The organism is Variovorax flavidus (assembly GCF_030317145.1).
In the GTDB taxonomy this organism is placed as follows: Bacteria; Pseudomonadota; Gammaproteobacteria; order Burkholderiales; family Burkholderiaceae_C; genus Variovorax; species Variovorax flavidus.
Window position 1 is genome coordinate 339,408 of record NZ_JASZYE010000003.1, and the last position, 17,996, is coordinate 357,403.

Annotated in this window: 15 protein-coding genes; 12 read left to right on the forward strand and 3 right to left on the reverse strand. The window is 67.6% G+C overall.

The annotated features are described in order from the left end of the window. Positions 1-3: 3 nt before the first annotated feature. Genes QTH90_RS16840 through QTH90_RS16850 form a run of 3 tightly spaced genes read left to right on the forward strand, consistent with a single transcriptional unit; the run spans position 4 to position 2,463 of the window. Positions 4-717, forward strand: coding sequence for a 4'-phosphopantetheinyl transferase family protein (locus QTH90_RS16840; protein ID WP_286665713.1), 714 nt, complete (start codon positions 4-6; stop codon positions 715-717). Further along, positions 714-1,520 carry an alpha/beta hydrolase family protein gene (locus QTH90_RS16845; protein WP_286665714.1) on the forward strand — a complete coding sequence of 269 codons (807 nt, stop codon included), beginning with the start codon at positions 714-716 and terminating at the stop codon, positions 1,518-1,520. Before QTH90_RS16840 ends, QTH90_RS16845 begins: the two co-directional genes overlap by 4 nt. Next, the gene (locus tag QTH90_RS16850) at positions 1,513-2,463 is read left to right on the forward strand and encodes an alpha/beta fold hydrolase (RefSeq protein ID WP_286665715.1); all 951 of its coding nucleotides are present in this window, start codon (positions 1,513-1,515) and stop codon (positions 2,461-2,463) included. Before QTH90_RS16845 ends, QTH90_RS16850 begins: the two co-directional genes overlap by 8 nt. 105 nt (positions 2,464-2,568) lie before the next feature. Here the strand turns inward: QTH90_RS16850 and QTH90_RS16855 are convergent, their stop codons facing one another. Together QTH90_RS16855 and QTH90_RS16860 are read right to left on the reverse strand one after the other, a co-directional pair. Then, entirely contained in the window at positions 2,569-5,718 is a 3,150-nt protein-coding gene (locus QTH90_RS16855) for an efflux RND transporter permease subunit (RefSeq protein ID WP_286665716.1), read from the reverse strand. Beyond that, the gene (locus QTH90_RS16860; protein WP_286665717.1) at positions 5,715-6,968 is read right to left on the reverse strand and encodes an efflux RND transporter periplasmic adaptor subunit; all 1,254 of its coding nucleotides are present in this window, start codon (positions 6,966-6,968) and stop codon (positions 5,715-5,717) included. Before QTH90_RS16860 ends, QTH90_RS16855 begins: the two co-directional genes overlap by 4 nt. A gap of 211 nt (positions 6,969-7,179) precedes the next feature. Between QTH90_RS16860 and QTH90_RS16865 the strand changes: the two genes are divergently transcribed. From QTH90_RS16865 to mdoH, 7 genes are all read left to right on the forward strand, one after another. Then, positions 7,180-7,674 carry a hypothetical protein gene (locus QTH90_RS16865; RefSeq protein ID WP_286665718.1) on the forward strand — a complete coding sequence of 165 codons (495 nt, stop codon included), beginning with the start codon at positions 7,180-7,182 and terminating at the stop codon, positions 7,672-7,674. Between the two features lie 147 nt (positions 7,675-7,821). After that, positions 7,822-9,192, forward strand: coding sequence for a tRNA (N6-isopentenyl adenosine(37)-C2)-methylthiotransferase MiaB (gene miaB, locus QTH90_RS16870; protein WP_286665719.1), 1,371 nt, complete (start codon positions 7,822-7,824; stop codon positions 9,190-9,192). Beyond that, positions 9,192-10,619: a sensor histidine kinase gene (locus QTH90_RS16875; protein ID WP_286665720.1), complete on the forward strand. Its 1,428-nt coding sequence runs from the start codon at positions 9,192-9,194 to the stop codon at positions 10,617-10,619. The genes miaB and QTH90_RS16875 overlap by 1 nt, the downstream gene beginning before the upstream one ends. A gap of 71 nt (positions 10,620-10,690) precedes the next feature. After that, positions 10,691-11,305: a hypothetical protein gene (locus QTH90_RS16880; RefSeq protein ID WP_286665721.1), complete on the forward strand. Its 615-nt coding sequence runs from the start codon at positions 10,691-10,693 to the stop codon at positions 11,303-11,305. A gap of 74 nt (positions 11,306-11,379) precedes the next feature. Continuing rightward, the gene (locus tag QTH90_RS16885) at positions 11,380-12,744 is read left to right on the forward strand and encodes a sigma 54-interacting transcriptional regulator (RefSeq protein ID WP_286666276.1); all 1,365 of its coding nucleotides are present in this window, start codon (positions 11,380-11,382) and stop codon (positions 12,742-12,744) included. 197 nt (positions 12,745-12,941) lie between these two features. Further along, a complete protein-coding gene (locus tag QTH90_RS16890) occupies positions 12,942-13,142 on the forward strand; it encodes a hypothetical protein (RefSeq protein WP_286665722.1) in 201 nt (66 codons plus the stop codon). Positions 13,143-13,150: 8 nt separating this feature from the next. Then, entirely contained in the window at positions 13,151-15,151 is a 2,001-nt protein-coding gene (gene mdoH, locus QTH90_RS16895) for a glucans biosynthesis glucosyltransferase MdoH (RefSeq protein ID WP_286665723.1), read from the forward strand. 143 nt (positions 15,152-15,294) lie between these two features. Here mdoH and ffh read toward each other — a convergent pair whose 3' ends face one another. Further along, positions 15,295-16,680 (reverse strand): signal recognition particle protein, encoded by a 1,386-nt coding sequence (ffh, locus tag QTH90_RS16900; protein ID WP_286665724.1) that lies wholly within the window; start codon positions 16,678-16,680, stop codon positions 15,295-15,297. Positions 16,681-16,836: 156 nt separating this feature from the next. On the opposite strand from ffh, the gene QTH90_RS16905 reads away from it, so the two are divergent. Together QTH90_RS16905 and QTH90_RS16910 are read left to right on the forward strand one after the other, a co-directional pair. Beyond that, positions 16,837-17,646 (forward strand): cytochrome C assembly family protein, encoded by an 810-nt coding sequence (locus tag QTH90_RS16905; RefSeq protein ID WP_286665725.1) that lies wholly within the window; start codon positions 16,837-16,839, stop codon positions 17,644-17,646. Continuing rightward, positions 17,643-17,879 (forward strand): PP0621 family protein, encoded by a 237-nt coding sequence (locus QTH90_RS16910; RefSeq protein ID WP_286665726.1) that lies wholly within the window; start codon positions 17,643-17,645, stop codon positions 17,877-17,879. Before QTH90_RS16905 ends, QTH90_RS16910 begins: the two co-directional genes overlap by 4 nt. Positions 17,880-17,996: the final 117 nt, after the last annotated feature.

Consider the following 17,996-nt stretch of genomic DNA (forward strand, 5'->3'; position numbering starts at 1 on the left):
GCCATGTCCATCGTCCAGATTCCTTCCGTGGCGCACTGTCAGTTGTGGCGTGTGGATCTCGATGTCGTGCCGGGGCCGGAAGCGGCCGCGTGCCTGTCCAACGAGGAGTGGGAGCGGGCCCACCGCTTCGTCTTCGCGCGGGATCGCCATCGCTACGTCGCCGCCCACTCGGCGCTGCGCGCAGCGCTGTCGGCGAACACCGGTATCCCCGGCGCGTTCCTGGACTTCACGCATGGCGCCTTCGGCAAGCCCACACTGGTCGAACCGGCCGTCGTGCGCTTCAACCTGAGTCACAGCCAGTCGGTGGGAATGATCGCGATCACGATGGATGCGGAGGTCGGTGTCGACGTCGAGTTGCTGCGCCACATGCCAGACGCCGAAGCCCTGGCCGACACCTATTTCACGGACGCAGAGCGCAGCGCGCTGGAGGCGGTGCCGCCGGACGAGCGCGACCGGGCCTTCCTACGCTGCTGGACGCGCAAGGAAGCCTGCCTGAAAGCCACGGGGATGGGCCTGAGCGCCGACACCCGCAGCTTCGAGGTGGGCCTGGCGGGCGATGCGCGCGAAGTGCAGATCACCAGCGACGGGAGCCTCGTGCGCCTGGCGCTCAGTTCATTCGATGGCGGGTTGGGCGTGGTGTGCGCAGTCGCCCGCGTGGTGGCGGTCGAGGCGATCGCACCGCGCCCCATGATGCAGGAAAGCGAGTTGTACGCATGATCCCGATGCTCTTCGGCCCGGCGTCGCGCCAGTTGTTCGGGCTGTTCCATGCGCCCGAGCGCGACGGCGGCGCGGCCCTGCTGATCTGCCAGCCCTTCGGCCAGGAAGCCATCCGCGCACACCGGCTGTTCCGCGTGCTGGCCGACCGCCTCGCCCGCGCCGGCGTGGCGGTGCTGCGCTTCGACTATTACGGCACGGGCGACTCGCCCGGCGAGGACACCGACGGCGAACTCGAAGGCTGGCGCCGCGACGTCTGTTCGGCCCACGAGGAATTGCGCCGGCGCGCAGGCTCGCGCCGCATCTTCTGGCTCGGCTCGCGCCTGGGCGCCGCGATGGCGGTGCTGGCGGCCAAGAGCGGCCGCTGCGATCCGTCGCGGCTCATCCTGTGGGACCCGATCGTCGACGGCGCGCGCTACCTGGACGTGCTGCGCGCGGGCCACGTCGACGCGCTCGAACGTTCCTACTGCGTGCCCGATCCGACGTGGCGCCGCCGCCTCGCCAAGGACCCGGACGCCTTCACCGACGAGCTGTTCGGCTTCGGCGTGTCACCGGTGATGCGGCAGCAATTGCGCTCGCTCGCGCCACATTCTTTGCAGTTGACCGCCCTGCACGAAACCGTGATGCTGGCGGGCCCCGAAGATCACACGGCGCACCAGTGGGCGAAGGCGGAGGCCGCCCGACACATGCCGGTGAAGATCTCCGAATTTCATCACCCCCTGATCTGGACGTCGGACCCACACCCCAACAACGCCATGGTCCCGACCGAAGCTCTGCAACGTCTGATGGCAGAAGTTCATGAATGATTGCAAGGAAACCCCGGTCCAGTTCGGCGCCGATGACTCGCTGATCGGAATCATCACGACGCCCAGCGAAGGTTCGATGGCGCCGGTCGCCTGCCTCATGCTCAACATGGGCGCGAACCACCACATCGGGCCGCGCCGCATCAACGTGAAGCTGGCGCGCCAGCTCGCGGGCCGCGGCATCAGCAGCATCCGCCTGGATCTCTCGGGACTGGGCGACAGCGGACCCGCCAGCGGCTCGGAGCACTTCCTCACGCAGGCGGTGTACGACCTGCAGGCGGCGATGAACCTGATCGAGACCATGCTCGGCGTGCGCCGCTTCATCGTGATCGGCTTGTGCTCGGGCGCGACCAACGGCCTGTCCCTCGCGGTCGCGGATTCGCGGGTGGTCGGCTTGCTGATGTTCGACAGCTACTCGTTCCCGGGACGCCGCACCCGCCTGGAGCGCATGGTGCGCCGGGCGGTGGCCGCGCCGACCAATCCGGCATTCATCGGCAAGCTCGGGCGCTGGGTCCAGCGCAAGCTGTCGCCGAGCGCGGCGGCGGCGGCGGCACCGCACATCTTCGATCCCGATCCGCCGGAAGTCACCGCCGCAACCTTCCGCCGCTCGATGTCACAGGTGGCGGCGCGGAATCTCGCGGTGCTGCTGCTCTACACCGGCACCCTGCACGTCACCGACCGGAATCGCGACCAGCTCGGGCCTTTTGCCAACGAGCCCTTCATGCGCCAGTTCGAATACGAGTTCATCGGCGAGATCGACCACAGCCTGACGTCGATGGCCGCGCAGCAGACCTTCATGACGGTGGTGTGCGACTGGGTGCTGCGCGTGACGCATGGCGGGGCATCCGCATCGGCGTCTGCACAGCCAGCAGCGACTGCGGTCGATAGGCATTCGGCGCGGGTTCCGCTGGCGGCGCAGGCCTTCACTCGAGACGCGGTTAGGTAGCTCGCCCCCAGGCTGCGCGCACTTCGTGTCGCTTCGCCTACCCCCGGCCGGGGGCAACACCGGCGGCCCGGCGGAGCCGGTTCCGCGGTGTTCCTGGTTTTGGACTCAGGTTGCTGCGGGGGAGGGGTGCGGCAGCTTCTCTCCGGGCAGTTCCTGCATGGGGCCGCTGCCGCTGTAGCGGTCCAACGCGAGGTAGATCGCCGGGGTGATGTAGAGCGTGATCACTTGCGAGAAGATCAGGCCGCCGACCACGGCGACGCCCAGGGGCTGGCGCAGTTCGGCGCCGGCGCCCAGGCCCAGCGCCAACGGTAGAGCGCCCATCATGGCGGCCAGCGTGGTCATCAGGATCGGGCGGAAGCGCAGGCGGCAGGCCTCGCGGATGGCGTCGATCGGCTTCATGCCCTCGGTGCGCTGCGCTTCGAGGGCGAAGTCGATCATCATGATCGCGTTCTTCTTCACGATGCCGATCAGCAGCAGGATGCCGATGGTCGCGATCAGCGTGAGGTCGAAGCCGAAGATCTTGAGCGACAGCAGCGCACCCACCGCCGCCGAAGGCAGGCCGGCCAGGATGGTGAGCGGATGGATGTAGCTCTCATAGAGCACGCCCAGCAGCACGTAGATCACCAGCACCGCCAGCACGAGCAGCACCGCCTGGCTCGATTGCGAGCTCTGGAACACCGCCGCATCGCCGCCGTAGCTGGTGATGATCGACGCCGGCATCTTCAGTTCGGCCTTGAACTGGTCGATCTTGGCCGTGGCATTGCCCAGCGGCACGTCGGGCGCCAGATTGAACGACACGGTCACGGCCTGCAGCTGGCCCTGGTGGTTGACCGAGGTCGGTCCCACCGTGCGCTTGACGGTCGAGAAGGCTGAGAGCGGCACCAGTTGCCCGGCCTTGTTGCGCACGGACAGGCGCGACATGTCTTCCTCGAACTGGCGATCGTTGTCCGCGGCCGAGAGGATCACCTGGTAGGTGTTGCTCGCACCGTAGATGCTGCCGATCTGGCGGTCGCCGTAGGCGTTGTAGAGCGCGGTGCGCAGGTCACCCACCGCGACGCCGAGCACGCCGGCCTTGTCGCGATCGATGTCGAGCGTGGCCTGGAGACCGCGGTTCTGCGAGTCGCTCGTGACATCGCGGAAGGACGGGTCGGCGCGCATGCGATCCATCAGCTTGTCGGCCCACACGCCCATGGTGCCGGCGTTCACGCTCTGCAGCGTGTACTGGAAGCGCGCCTTGCTCTGCCGGCCGCCCAGGCGCAGGTTCTGCACCGGCTGCATGTAGACGGCGATGCCCGGGATCTCGCGGAAGCGCTTGCGCAGCGATTCGAGCACCTGCGGCATCGGCGGGCGTTCCTTGCGCGGCTTGAGCACCGCGAACAGCCGGCCCGAGTTCTGCGTGGCGGTGGGGCCGCCGACGCCGATGAAGGAGTTGACGTAGTCCACGTTCGGATCGGCCTGCAGCGCCTCGGCGACGCGGTCCTGCAGGGCCTTCATGGCGGGGAAGGAAATGTCTTCCGCGGCTTCGGTCGTGATCTGGATCTGCCCGATGTCTTCCTCTGGGAAGAAGCCTTTCGGGATGGTGATGAACATCCATGCCGTGAGCGCGAAGGTCGAAGCGGCGACGACCAGCATGATCGGCCGGTGGCGCAGCGTCCAGTCGAGCGTGCGCATGTAGTTGCTGTGCACCCAGCGGTAGCCGCGCTCGAAAGCCCGGCCGATGGGGGTGCCCGGCTCGGGATGCTCTTCCTCGTGGTCGACTGCGCCGTCCTCGCGCGGCGTGTGCTTGAGCAGCCGGCTCGCGAGCATCGGCACCAGGGTCAGCGAGACGATCGCCGACACCATCACCGCCAGCCCCACCACCACGGCGAATTCGTGGAACAGCAGGCCGATGACACCCGGCATGAAGAAGATCGGGATGAACACCGCGACCAGCGAGATCGAGATCGAGATGATGGTGAAGCCCACCTCGCGCGCGCCGCGCAACGCAGCCGCAAAGGGCTCCATGCCCTTCTCGACGTAGCGCATGATGTTTTCGAGCACGACGATGGCGTCGTCCACCACCAGCCCCACGGCCAGCGTGATGCCGAGCAGCGACACGTTGTCCAGGCTGTAGCCGAAGGCGTAGAGCAGCGCCACCGCGCCGATCAGCGAGATCGGGATCGTCAGCGCCGGGATCAGCGTGGCCACCAGGCGGTGCAGGAACAGGAAGATCACCAGCACCACCAGCAGGATGGTGCCCAGCAGCGTGAGCTGCACGTCGTGCACCGCCTCGCGGATCGACAGCGAGCGGTCGTTGACCATGTTGATCTCGACCGACTGCGGCAGCTGCTCCTTGAAGCGCGGCATCAGCGCCCGCACCGCATCGACCACCTGCACCGTGTTGGCGTTGGGCTGGCGCTGCACGGCCAGCTGGATCGAACTCTGGCCGTTGAAGCTGCTCGCGGTCTTGACGGACTCGAAGCTGTCCTCGATGGTCGCGACCTCGTCGAGCCGCACCGGCGCGCCATTCCGCTGACCGACGATGACCTTGGCGAAGTCCGCCGCCTTCAGCATCTGCTCGTTGGCCTGGATGGTGAGGGTCTGGCGCGGGCCGTCCAGCACGCCGACGGGCGTGTTGGCGTTGGCCTGCCGCACGGCGTTGGCGAGTTCATCGAGCGTGATGTTGCGCGCGTTGAGCAGGTCGGCATCGGCCTTCACGCGCACCGCGAAGCGCTTCTGCCCGTACACGCCCACCTGCGCCACGCCGTCGATGGTCGACAGGCTCGGCGAGATCAGGTTCTCGGCATAGTCGTTCAGCTCCGCCGGGGTCATCGAGTTCGAGACCATCGCGATGAAGAGCACCGGCGCGTCGGCCGGATTGACCTTGCGATACGAAGGCAGCTGCGTCAGCTCCTGCGGCAGTTGCCGCTGCGCGCGCAGCAGCGCGGCCTGCACGTCGACCGCGGCCGCGTCGATGTCGCGCGAGCTCACGAATTCGAGCGTGACCGAGGTCACGCCCTGCGTATTGACCGAGCTGATCGTCTGCAGGCCCGGGATGGTCGAGAACTGCTTCTCGAGCGGCAGCGCGACCGACGAGGCCATGGTGTCCGGACTGGCGCCCGGCAGCTGGGCCGAGACGTTGATGACCGGCGTGTTGTAGCTGGGCAGCGCCGCGACCGGAATCTGGAAATAGGCAAAGATGCCGATCACCACCACCGCGGCGGAGAGCAGCACCGTCATCGCAGGACGACGGATGCACAGCTCGGAGATGTTCATGTCCGCTCCCGCTCCGCGACGATGCTCGCGTTGGAGGGCGCCACCGATGCTGCGCTGCCGGGCCCGGGCGCCGCGTCTCCGGGCCGTTGCGGCTGGGTGGATGCGTCGAGGCGTACCTTGCCGCCGGGGCGCACGTTCTGCTTGCCTTCGATGACCACCTGCTCACCCGCCTCGACGCCGCGCACGACGACCTGCGTGCCGAAGGTGTAGAGCGACTCGACCTTGCGCCGCGCCGCCTTCTTGTCGGCATCGACCACGTAGACCGAGACGCCGTCGGCCAGCATCATCAGCGCGGAAGCCGGCAGCACGGTCGCATCGTTGATCGTGCGGACGGTGACGCGGGTCTCGACGAACTGGCCGGGCCACAGGCTCTGGTCGGCGTTGTCGAACACCGCCTTGGCGCGCACGGTGCCGATCAGCGGATCGACCGTGTTGTCCACGAAGTTGAGCGAACCTTTCAAGGGTTCCTTGCGCCCCGTGACGACCGCCTCGACCGGCGTGTGCGAACGCGCCGCCGCCAGCAGGTCCTGCAGCTTGCCTTCGGGCACCGGGAAGCTCACCGCGATGGGATCAAGCTGGGTGATGGTCACCAGCGACACGCTGGGCTGCACCAGCGTGCCCGGGTAGATGTTGACCGCGCCGATGCGCCCCGCGATGGGCGCGCGCAAGGTGGCGTAGCCCAGCGCGACCTGCGCCGACTGCACTGCCGCGCGATCCGCCGCGACCGCGGCGCGCTGCGCCTCGAGCTGCGACAGCGTGGCGTCGGCGGCGCTCTTGGCGATGAAGTTCTGCGCCACCAGGTCCTGGCTGCGCTTGTATTGACGCTCCAGGTCGGCCAGCATGGCCTCGTCCTTCTGCTGCTGCGCCTTCGCCTTGGCGAGATTGGCCTGGTCGGGGCGGTCGTCGAGCGTGAAGAGCAACTGGCCGGCCTTGACGAACTGGCCTTCCTTCACATGCACTTCCCGGACCGTGTTCGTGACTTGCGGCCGCAGGTCCACGCTATTGAGAGAGACAACGCTGCCATTGACCTGCACCGTGACCGGGACGTCCTGCTTCTTCGCGGCGGCCAGGGTGACCAGTGCCGGGGCGCCCGTGCCGGCGGCTCCCGTGCCGGGCTTGGCCGCGCTGGCCTCGACTGCTGAACCGCCCTGGGCGGCGCCGCGCGTCTTCGCGCCGGACCACCACCAGGCGCCCGCTGCGGCGGCGACGACCAGCACACCCGACAGGGTGAGAACGAGATTCTTCTTCATGGGGCCTTGCTATTGGATCGAAAGGGTTCGCCGGGCCTGCGCGCAGGCACTATTTTCACGGCGGCAACTATTGGAGCAGCGAGAGCGAAAAAGAGCCCCTGGCTGCCGTAAAGATAAGTAAAGCGTTCATGCACATTGGCACGTTCCGCGGCTTCGTCTGGTGGAATGCGGCCGCTAGAATCCCCGCTCCCACAGCCTCTGGATGTACCCCATGAATCGCTGCAAAATCCCCCTGAACGCTCTCATTTTAATAGCGCTGAGCGCAGTGCTGGTGCCTGCTGCCGCCCTTTTTTCGGGCAATGCCGCCGCCCAGCTCGAAGATCCTTCCGCCACGCAGAACGAAGCCGCCAACGGTGGCCGCAACTTTCCGGCCGGCACCCTGCGCGGCAAGTTCATGGTCTTGAACGCGCCGGAGATCCAGCTCGACGGCCAGGCTGAACGCCTTTCGCCCGGCGCGCGCATCCTCGGCCCCAACCGCATGCTCGTGATGCCGGCTTCCATCACCGGCCAGAACCTGCTGGTGAACTACACGCGCGACGCCGCCGGCATGGTTCGCGAAGTCTGGATCCTCACGCCCGACGAAGCGCGGGCCAAGCGCGCATCGGCCGACAAGCCGCTGCTGAACTTCTGGCCCTTCGTGGCCGACAGCGGGCCGCGCGACGACGGCAAGACGCCGTTCGACCAACTGCCCAAATACGGGCAGTAGAGCTCGCCCCCAGGCTTGCTCACTTCGTGTAGCCGCCTACCCCCTGCCGGGGGCGACACCCGGCGGCCTGGCTGAGCCAGTTCCGCGGTGTCTTGCGAACACGCCAGGCTTCCGCCGGCGATATCTGAATTTCTCGGGAGAGAACCTATGACCCCCAAAGTTTTCATCAAGACCTTCGGTTGCCAGATGAACGAGTACGACTCGGACAAGATGGCCGACGTGCTGCGCGCCGCCGAAGGCTATGAGCCGACCACCAACGTCGACGAAGCCGACCTGATCCTGTTCAACACCTGCTCCGTGCGCGAGAAGGCGCAGGAGAAGGTGTTCTCCGATCTCGGTCGCGTGAAGCACCTCAAGGCCAAGGGCGTGAAGATCGGCGTCGGCGGCTGCGTCGCAAGCCAGGAAGGCGCGGCCATCATCGCCCGCGCACCCTACGTCGACGTGGTGTTCGGTCCCCAGACCCTCCACCGGCTGCCCGATATGCTGAGCCAGCGCGACCGCGAAGGCCGGCCGCAGGTGGACATCAGCTTTCCCGAGATCGAGAAGTTCGACCACCTGCCGCCGGCGCGAGTGGAAGGCGCCACCGCCTTCGTCTCGATCATGGAAGGCTGCTCCAAGTACTGCAGCTACTGCGTGGTGCCCTACACGCGCGGCGAGGAAATCAACCGCCCGCTCGACGACGTGCTGGTCGAGGTCGCCGGACTGGCCGACCAGGGCGTGCGCGAAGTCACGCTGCTCGGCCAGAACGTGAACGCTTACCGCGGCCGCATGGGCGACACCGCCGAGATCGCCGACTTCGCGCTGCTGATCGAATACATCGCCGAGATCCCGGGCATCGAGCGCATCCGCTATACGACCAGCCACCCCAACGAATTCACGCCGCGGCTCATCGAGGCCTACGCCAAGGTCCCGCAACTCGTGAGCCACCTGCACCTGCCGGTGCAGCACGGCAGCGACCGCATCCTGATGGCGATGAAGCGCGGCTACACGGCGATGGAATACAAGAGCACGGTGCGCAAGCTGCGCGCCATCCGTCCCGGCCTGGCGCTCAGCAGCGACTTCATCGTCGGCTTCCCCGGCGAGACCGACGAGGACTTCGCCAAGATGATGAAGCTCATCGACGACCTCGAATTCGACGCGAGCTTCAGCTTCATCTTCAGCCCGCGTCCCGGCACGCCCGCCGCCGCGCTGCACGACGACACGCCGCACGCCGTCAAGCTGGCGCGCCTGCAGCGGCTGCAGGCCGTGATCGACGGCAACGTCAAGCGCTTCGGCGAAAGCCGTGTCGGCACCGTGCAGCGCGTGCTGGTCGAAGGCGCATCCCGCAAGGACGCCCGCGAGCTGATGGGCCGCACCGAGTGCAATCGCGTCGTCAACTTCGAGGGCGACACGAGGCTGGTCGGCCAGATGATCGACCTGCGGATCACGCGCTCGCTCGCCTACACCTTGCGCGGCGAGGTCGTGACGGCCGAATCGACGCACGCCGCCGGCCGGCCCGCACCGGTGCCCGTCGCCTGATGGCGAAGCTGAAATCGGCGCGCGGTTCCTTCCAGCAGCTGCTGCTGTTCGCCTTTCTCCTGATCACCGCGCTGCTGGTGGGCGTCGCGCTGCGCGCCGTCTTCCAGTACGACCTGCTGATGACCGAAAGCCGCGACGCGGCGGCGCGCGCGCTCACGCTGTCGGGTGCGGCGCAGTCGCTGGCCGAGCGCAGTGCCGCGATGGAGCGCGCGGGGCGCCAGTCGCTGGTGCTGAACGATGCGGTGCTGCGCCGCCGCTTCGACGACGCCGCGCGCGACGCCCGCCAGGTGCTCGAACGGCTGGCCGCCAATGGCCTTTCGACCGACGGGCCGGACAAATGGCGCGAGCAACTCGAAGTGATCCAGGGCCTGATGAGCGGCGCCTCGGAGACGGCGCTGGCGCGCGAAAGCTCCATGGCGATGCAGTTTCGCGATCTGGATGCGCTGAACACCAACATCGCGCAGCAGGTCCAGTTCCTGATCGAGACGCAGAACAAGGCGCTCGCGGAGCGCATCGAGACGGCGCGCACGCGGCTGATGCGGCTCGTGGTGGCCGCCAGCGCGCTGGCCGCTGCGCTGGCGCTCGCTTTCGGCGTGTGGCTGGCGCGACCGTTCAAGCGGCTGGAGCGCGCCATCGTGGGGTTGGGAGAAAACCGGCTCGACGAGCCGATCGACATCCACGGCCCGTCGGACGTCCGCCGCGTGTCGCAGCAGCTCGAATGGCTTCGGCTGCGGCTCACCGAGCTGGATGCCGACAAGGCACGTTTCCTGCGACACGTTTCGCATGAACTCAAGACACCGCTGGCCGCCCTGCGCGAAGGGGTCTCGCTGCTGGAAGACGGCGTGACCGGCGCATTGAACCCCGCGCAGCGCGAGGTCGCACAGATTCTTCAGCAGAACACCGTCTCGCTGCAGAACCAGATCGAGGCCCTGCTGCGCTTCAACGCAGCGGCCTTCGAGGCGCGCCAGCTGCACCGCGAACGCACGCCGCTGCTCCCGCTGATCGAGGACCAGATCGAGGCGCAGCGACTGCAATGGCAGGCCAACGGGCTCACCGTGCGGGCCGAGGGCGAGCCGATCTCCGTCGTGGTGGACCCGGTCAAGCTCGGCACCGCACTCGCCAACCTGCTGTCGAACGCGATCCGGTTCTCGGCGCGCGGCGGCACCATCACGATGGCGGTTTCGAGCACGGCCGAGCAGGCCTACATCGACATCAGCGATGCCGGCCCCGGCATTGCGGACGGCGATCGCGACCGCATCTTCGAACCCTTCTTCCGCGGCGAGAAGCAACCCCAGCACTCGGTGAAGGGAACGGGCATCGGACTGTCGATCGTGCAGGAGTACATTGCAGCCCATGGCGGCCGCATCACGCTGCTGCCGGAGGGGCCGGGCGCGCGATTCCGCGTCGAGCTGCCGCGCTCCGCCTGACGACCACTGCCTCAAGCGCCATCATTTTCCGACCCATGTGTTTCTCGATCTTCCGCAGGTCCGTTCTCGTCATGACGATCGTCATGCCGCTGGCGCTTGCGGGTTGCACAACGCCGCGGAAGCCGCCGGCCGAAGCCGTCGCAGTGCCCGTCATGCCGCCGCCGCCCCCACCCGTCACGCCGGTCGAGGCCGAACCGGTCGCACCGGCGACGCAGCCAGGCGGCATCTTCGCGCAACAGCCGCAGGGCCCGGTCGGCACCATGCTCGCCTATGCCGACAAGGTGCGGCAGCTCGGCCCGCCCGAACTCGCGAACGAGCTGGCACGCCTCGGTGACCTCGTCGAGACGCCCACCACGCAGATGCAGACGGCGATCGTCCTGGCCCAGACCCGCGTGCCGGCCGACCTGGTCAAGGCGCAGGGCCTGCTTCAGCGCGTGGCCACGAACCCGTCGGCGGATGCGCTGCCCTTGCAGCCGCTCGCGCGGGTGCTCGGGGCGCGCTATGCCGAGCAGCGGCGCGTCGAGGACGACCGCGACAAGCAGGCACAGCAGGTGCGCGACAGCCAGCGCCGCATCGACCAGCTGAACGAACGCATCGAGGCGTTGCGTGCCATCGAGCGCAGCTTTGCACGCCCGAACCCGGCCGCGCCCGCCCCGACGATCAACAACACCAAGCCCGCACCGTGATCACACCGGCATCGTCGTCTTCCCCGGCCAAGGATCCAGGCGCCGTCACGGCCGCCGAAGCGCGCGGCGCGCGCCTGCTGGTCGTGGACGACGACCCGGACATGCTGCGGCTGCTGTCGATGCGGCTCACCTCGGTCGGCTACCAGGTCACGGCCGTGACCTCGGCGGAATCGGCGCTGACGCAACTGGAGATCGAACATCCCCAGCTCGTGCTGAGCGATGTCCGGCTGCCGGGGCGCGACGGGCTCGCGCTGTTCGACGAGATCCGCAAGCGCCATCCGACCCTGCCCGTCATCCTCCTGACCGCGCACGGCACGATTCCCGACGCGGTCGAAGCCACGGCGCGCGGTGTCTTCACCTACCTGACCAAGCCCTACGACGGGCGTGAACTGCTCGAGAAGATCGCGCAGGCGCTGGCCCTGGGCGCGCCCGCCGCGGCGCCCGGCAAGAGCGGCGACGAAAGCTGGCGGGCGGAGATCGTCAGCCGCAGCAACCGCATGTCCGAACTGCTGGCCGAGGCCCGCATGGTCGCCAAGTCGGACGCCAGCGTGCTGCTGCGCGGGGACAGCGGCGCCGGCAAGGAACTGCTTGCCCGCGCGATCCACCGCGCCAGTGCACGGGCCGACAAGCCTTTCGTGGCCGTCAATTGCGGCGCCATTCCGGAGGCGCTGCTGGAGTCGGAACTGTTCGGCCACATGAAGGGCGCCTTCACCGATGCGGTCGCCAATCACAAGGGCCTGTTCCAGCAGGCCGACGGCGGCACGCTCTTGCTCGACGAGATCGGGGACATGCCGCCGGCGCTGCAGGTCAAGCTGCTGCGCGTGCTGCAGGAACGCGCGGTGCGGCCGCTCGGCGCCAGCCAGTCCATCGCGGTCGACGTGCGGATCATCTCCGCCACCCATCGCGACCTGGATGCGGCGATGGAGGCCGGCCAGTTCCGCGAGGACCTGTACTACCGTCTCAACGTCGTGACACTGAGCCTTCCGCCACTTTCGGCGCGTCGCGAGGACATTCCGTTGCTGGCGAACCACTTCCTCCAGCGGCTGTCGACCAAGTACGGCAAGCGGCTTTCGGGCTTCGCGCCGGAAGCGCTGAAGGCGCTGACGACCGCGTCGTGGCCGGGCAATGTGCGCCAGCTGTTCAACGTGGTCGAGCAGGTGTGCGCCCTCTCGAGTTCGCCCCTGATCCCCCTGGCGCTGGTGCAGCGCGCGCTGCGCGTGCCGAGCGTCGAGGTGCAGACCTATGCGGAGGCCAAGCAGCGTTTCGAGCGCGACTACCTGGTCGGCCTGCTCAAGCTCACCGACGGCAATGTGGCGGATGCGGCACGGTTGGCCGACCGCAACCGGACCGAGTTCTACCGCCTGTTGCAGAAGCACGAACTCACGCCGGGCCACTTCAAGGCCGACGGCGTGTCGCCGGGTCCGGAAAACGGTCGCTGACCAGCGACACCCCTAAGTCGTTGATTTCATTGGGTTTCGGTAGTCAGGCTTGACGGCTTGTCGGGATTCGGCGACAGATTCGGGGGTTTCGGGGCCGTTTCCGGCCTCCCGGCCTTTCCAGACCCCTTCAAATCGCCCTAAGTGCTTGATTTGAAATAGATTTTCCGTGCTGGCACAGGGATTGCCCCTGTAGAGGCATGACAGCACTTACCAGCCCCTCTTTCGCGATGCGTCCGCAACGCGATGGCCTGCGTCAAAAGCAGTTTTCCCTCTCGCGGCCCCGTGCCGCGGGTCACTCGCTGGCAGCACTCGAAGCCTCCAGCGGCATCGCGCCGGATTGCGTGTTCAAGCGCTTTCCGGCTATTGGCGACACGCCCTCCGCCCAGAAGCAACGTTGAGCCGCCACATGAAGCCCAATGAATTCTCGCAACTGAAGGTGCTGACGGAAGGCGATTTCTCGCACCGCAGCTTCCTTCGCGAAGAGCGTCACCCCAACTCGGTGACCGCTCCCCCCATCAACCGCGGCTCCATGACGCCCCGCCCCTGGCGCGGCTTCTGGAACAGCATCGGCACCGCTCTGCTGGTCAAGCTCGGCGCCGGCGGCGCCGCGAAGGCCTCGAAGCAAGGCGCGGCACCCGCTGTGGCCGAGCAACCATGGCAGCGCGCCGCGACGCAGCGTCGCTGTGCCTTCATGGCGCTGGCGGTGCTCAGCACCGTGATCGCCTCGACGCTGTTCGCACGCGTGCAGCCCGACTACGACAATGTCTGGCTCGAATACAGCCAGATCGCCCTGTACGGCCTGCTGTCCGGCTGGGTCGTGACCGGCTTCGTGACCGCGCTGATGGGCTTCTATGTCTCGGTGCGCGGTGACAAGCATGCGCTATCCGCCAAGCAGGTGGCCCACCACCCGATGAACCCCGAGGCGCGGACGGCGATCATCATGCCGATCTGCAACGAGGACGTGTCCACCGTGTTCGCCGGCCTGCGCGCCACCTGCGAATCGGTCGCCGCGACCGGCCATGCGCAGCAGTTCGACGTGTTTGTGCTGTCCGACAGCTACACGCCCGAGATCGCCGCCGCCGAGCGTGCCGCCTGGGAAGACCTGCGCGCCGCACTGGCCAGCAGCCCGAACCAGCCGCAGGTCGAGGTCTACTACCGCCTGCGCACCCGCCGCACGCACCGCAAGGCCGGCAACGTCGCCGACTTCTGCCGCCGCTGGGGCAAGGACTACCGCTACATGGTCGTGCTCGACGCCGACAGCGTCATGAGCGGCGACTGCCTGACCTCGATGGTCAAGCTGATGGAAGCCAACCCCACCGCCGGCATCATCCAGACCGCGACGCAGGCCATCGGCCACGTCACGCTGCACGCCCGCGCGCAGCAGTTCGCCTCGCGCATGACGGGCCGCCTGTTCACGCTCGGCATGCAGTTCTGGCAGCTCGGCGAATCGCACTACTGGGGCCACAACGCGATCATCCGCGTCCAGCCCTTCATGGACCACTGCGCGCTGGCGCCCATCAAGGGCAAGGGCGGCATGTCCGGCGGCATCATGTCGCACGACTTCGTCGAAGCCGCGCTGATGCGCCGTGCCGGTTATCACGTGTGGCTGGTGGCCGATCTGGTCGGCAGCTACGAGCAGCAACCGCCGGACCTGCTGTCCGAACTGCAGCGCGACCGCCGCTGGTGCCAGGGCAACCTGCAGAACGCCCGCCTGATGGCCGAGCCGGGTCTGCACTCGGTGCACCGCGCGATGTTCGTCACCGGCACGCTGGCCTATGTGTCCGCGCCCCTGTGGCTGGCCTTCCTGACGCTGGGCACCGCCCTGTGGCTGACGGGTTCGAGCGTTGTCGAGCACTGGCTCGCGATGCCGATGGAACTGGCTGGCCTCTGGCTGTGGACGCTCTGCCTGCTGTTCCTGCCGCGCGTGCTGGGGATCATCGCCGTGGTGATTCGCGGCGAGCAGCGTCAGTTCGGCGGCGTGGGTGGCCTGCTGAAGAGCGCCGCCCTCGAAAGCGCCCTCGCCATCGTGCAGGCGCCGGTTCGCATGCTGGCTCATTCGCTGTTCGTGGTCGTGGCGCTCACCGGCATCAAGCTGGACTGGAAGTCGCCTCCTCGTGAAGCCGCTGCGGTGCCATGGCGCATTGCCGTCGCCCAACTGGCGCCGATGACGCTGGTGATTGCCGCGCTCGCCGTGGGCATCGCACTGATCGACGCCAGCGCGCTGGCCTGGCTGATGCCGGTGGGTCTGCCGCTGCTGCTGGCGATCCCGCTGACGGTGCTGACCAGCCAGATCGCGCTCGGCAATTCGCTGCGCGACAAGGGCTTCCTGCTGATTCCGGAAGAATCGCGTTCGCCGGCCGTTCTGCGGCGTGCGTGGATGCACGCAGTGCGACTGGCTCGCGCCTAAGCCATCTCACCGCCATGAAAAAGCCCGCTTCGGCGGGCTTTTTCTTTTCCAGGAATACCGCGGAACCGGCTACGCCGGGCCGCTGGTATTGCCCCCTGAAAGGGGGTGGAGAGCGACACGAAGTGCGGGAGCCTGGGGGTAAGTCAAAACCTCGGCATGCCGCCACCACCACCCATGCCCGGCATGCCCTTCATGCCGCCCATGCGCTTCATCATCTTCATGAGGCCGCCGCCCTTCATCTTCTTCATCATCCCCTGCATCTGCTCGAACTCGTTGAGCAGGCGGTTCACTTCCTGAACCTGAACCCCGGCACCGGCCGCGATGCGGCGCTTGCGCGTGGCCTTCAGCAGTTCGGGCTTGCGGCGCTCCAGCGGGGTCATGCTGTTGATGATCCCTTCCTTGCGGCGGATGTCGCGTTCGGCGCGGGTCATGTCGGCCTCGGTGGCCTTGGCGGCCATCTGCGCGGGCAGCTTGTCCATGATGCTGGAGAGCCCGCCCATCTGCTTCATCTGCTGCAACTGGCCGAGGAAATCGTTGAGGTCGAAACCGGCACCGCTCTTGACCTTGGCCGCCAGCTTCTGCGCCGCGGCGACGTCCACGCCGGCCGTGACCTGCTCGACCAGCGCGACGATGTCGCCCATGCCCAGGATGCGGCCGGCATGGCGCTCGGCGTCGAACACTTCCAGCCCATCGATCTTCTCGCTGACACCGGCGAACTTGATCGGCACGCCCGTGACCTGACGCACCGACAGCGCCGCGCCACCGCGCGAATCGCCGTCGGTCTTGGTGAGGATGATGCCGGTCAGCGGCAGCGCTTCCTTGAAAGCCTTGGCGGTGTTGATCGCATCCTGGCCCTGCATCGCGTCGACCACGAACAGCGTCTCGATCGGATTGAGCGCAGCGTGCAGTTGCTGGATCTCGGTCATGAGCACTTCGTCGATCGCGAGCCGGCCGGCCGTGTCGACCAGCAGCACGTCGAAGAAGTGGCGCTTGGCGTGGTCGAGCGCGGCGCGCGCGATATCGAGCGGCTTCTGGTCCGGGCTGCTGGGGAACCATTCGGCGCCGGCCTGCTTGGTGACGGTCTTGAGCTGCTCGATGGCCGCGGGCCGGTACACGTCGCCCGACACGGTCAGCACCTTCTTCTTGCGCTTCTCGATCAGGTGCTTCGCTAGCTTGGCGGTCGTGGTGGTCTTGCCAGCGCCTTGCAGGCCGGCCATCAGGATCACCGCCGGTGGCTGCGCGACAAGATTGATGTCCGCCACGCCCTCTCCCATCGTCGCGGCGAGTTCCCGGTTGACGATGCCGACCAGCGCCTGTCCCGGCTTCAGCGAGCCCAGCACTTCCTGCCCCAGCGCCTTTTCCTTGACGCGCGCGACGAAGTCACGAACGACCGGCAGCGCCACGTCGGCTTCGAGCAGGGCCATGCGCACCTCGCGCAGCATGTCCTGCACGTTGCTTTCGGTGATCCGGGCCTGCCCGCTCATCGTCTTGACGAGGCGGGAGAACTTTTCTGTGAGGGCGGTGGCCATGAAGAGGTACCTTGTTGCTCCGCTGAAGCAGAGCGAAAGAAAGTCGTGAAACACCGCGGATCCGGCTCCGCCGGTCCACTGGTGTTGCCCCCGGCAGGGGGTTGGCAAAGCGACACGAGTGCGCGAAGCCTGGGGGCAAGCCATTAAACTCGACCGATGATTTTAGCGATCCCCTCCCCGCTCGGCGTGGCACTGGGCATCGCCACCGCCGCAGCCTATGGCTTCACCGCGGCGGCATCCTCCTGGCTCAGCCGCTCGTCCACACAGTCGCTGCTGGCGCTGGCGTGGCTGCTGCATGCGTTCGCGCTGGGCTGCGGGCTGGTCGGCGGCACCCCGCGCTTCGGTTTCGCGCCCGCGATTTCGGTCACTGCCTGGCTGGTGCTGACGGTCTACGCCATCGAGAGCCGGATGTATCCGCAACTGAAGGTGCGCCGTGCCCTCGCAGCGCTCGGCGCGGCGCCCGTGTTGCTCGCCGTGCTGTTTCCGGGCACGCCGCTGCATGTTTCCGCCTCGCCCTGGCTGCCGCTGCACCTGGCGCTGGGCATCGCTTCCTATGGCCTGTTCGGCGCAGCGGTGATCCACGCCTGGCTCATGACCCGCGCCGAAAAGCAGATCCGCCTGGCGGCCGAACCGCAGGGCGGCGTTCCTCTTCTCACCATGGAGCGCCTGACCTTCCGCTTCGTGGCTGCAGGCTTCGTGCTGCTGTCGGCCACGCTGCTCGCGGGACTTCTCTTCAGCGAAACCCTCTACGGCACCGCCGTGCGCGGCTGGAAGTGGGACCACAAGACCGTGTTCTCGGTGCTGGCCTGGCTGGCCTTCGCCGTCCTGCTGATCGGGCGCGCACGCTTCGGCTGGCGCGGGCGCACCGCGCGCCGCGTGCTCTACGCGGGCTCAGCCCTGCTGGTGCTGGCCTACGTGGGTTCGCGCTTCGTGCTCGAAGTCGTCCTCTCGCGCACCCCCGCATGAAATACCTTCTCGTCTTCGCCGTTCTCTTCGTGGCGATCTGGATCTGGCGCAAGAACCGTCGCGAGGAAATGCAGTCGCGCCCACCGCCGCCTGCCAAGCCGCCGGCCGTCGGCGCACCGCAAGCCATGGTGCGCTGCGCCCATTGCGGGCTCCACCTACCGGCATCCGACGCCATCACCGGTCCAGAAGGCGTGTACTGCAGCGCGGCCCACCGCCAAGCCGCGGGCAGATGACACACCCCCAGGCTTGCCCACTTCGTGTGGCCGCCAACCCCCTTGCAGGGGGCAATACCGGCAGCCCGGCCAAGCCGGTTCTGCGGTATTTCCCGAACAAACCCCACCGACTCCCGG

Excerpts from the sequence above, each read along its gene's own strand:
- QTH90_RS16840 (WP_286665713.1), top strand. The coding sequence starts at position 4 with ATGTCCATCGTCCAGATTCCTTCCGTGGCGCACTGTCAGTTGTGGCGT.
- ffh (WP_286665724.1), bottom strand. The coding sequence starts at position 16,680 with ATGGCCACCGCCCTCACAGAAAAGTTCTCCCGCCTCGTCAAGACGATG.
- QTH90_RS16875 (WP_286665720.1), top strand. The coding sequence starts at position 9,192 with ATGGCGAAGCTGAAATCGGCGCGCGGTTCCTTCCAGCAGCTGCTGCTG.
- QTH90_RS16865 (WP_286665718.1), top strand. The coding sequence starts at position 7,180 with ATGAATCGCTGCAAAATCCCCCTGAACGCTCTCATTTTAATAGCGCTG.
- QTH90_RS16910 (WP_286665726.1), top strand. The coding sequence starts at position 17,643 with ATGAAATACCTTCTCGTCTTCGCCGTTCTCTTCGTGGCGATCTGGATC.
- QTH90_RS16855 (WP_286665716.1), bottom strand. The coding sequence starts at position 5,718 with ATGAACATCTCCGAGCTGTGCATCCGTCGTCCTGCGATGACGGTGCTG.
- QTH90_RS16860 (WP_286665717.1), bottom strand. The coding sequence starts at position 6,968 with ATGAAGAAGAATCTCGTTCTCACCCTGTCGGGTGTGCTGGTCGTCGCC.
- QTH90_RS16880 (WP_286665721.1), top strand. The coding sequence starts at position 10,691 with ATGACGATCGTCATGCCGCTGGCGCTTGCGGGTTGCACAACGCCGCGG.
- mdoH (WP_286665723.1), top strand. The coding sequence starts at position 13,151 with ATGAAGCCCAATGAATTCTCGCAACTGAAGGTGCTGACGGAAGGCGAT.
- QTH90_RS16890 (WP_286665722.1), top strand. The coding sequence starts at position 12,942 with ATGACAGCACTTACCAGCCCCTCTTTCGCGATGCGTCCGCAACGCGAT.
- miaB (WP_286665719.1), top strand. The coding sequence starts at position 7,822 with ATGACCCCCAAAGTTTTCATCAAGACCTTCGGTTGCCAGATGAACGAG.
- QTH90_RS16845 (WP_286665714.1), top strand. The coding sequence starts at position 714 with ATGATCCCGATGCTCTTCGGCCCGGCGTCGCGCCAGTTGTTCGGGCTG.
- QTH90_RS16850 (WP_286665715.1), top strand. The coding sequence starts at position 1,513 with ATGAATGATTGCAAGGAAACCCCGGTCCAGTTCGGCGCCGATGACTCG.
- QTH90_RS16905 (WP_286665725.1), top strand. The coding sequence starts at position 16,837 with ATGATTTTAGCGATCCCCTCCCCGCTCGGCGTGGCACTGGGCATCGCC.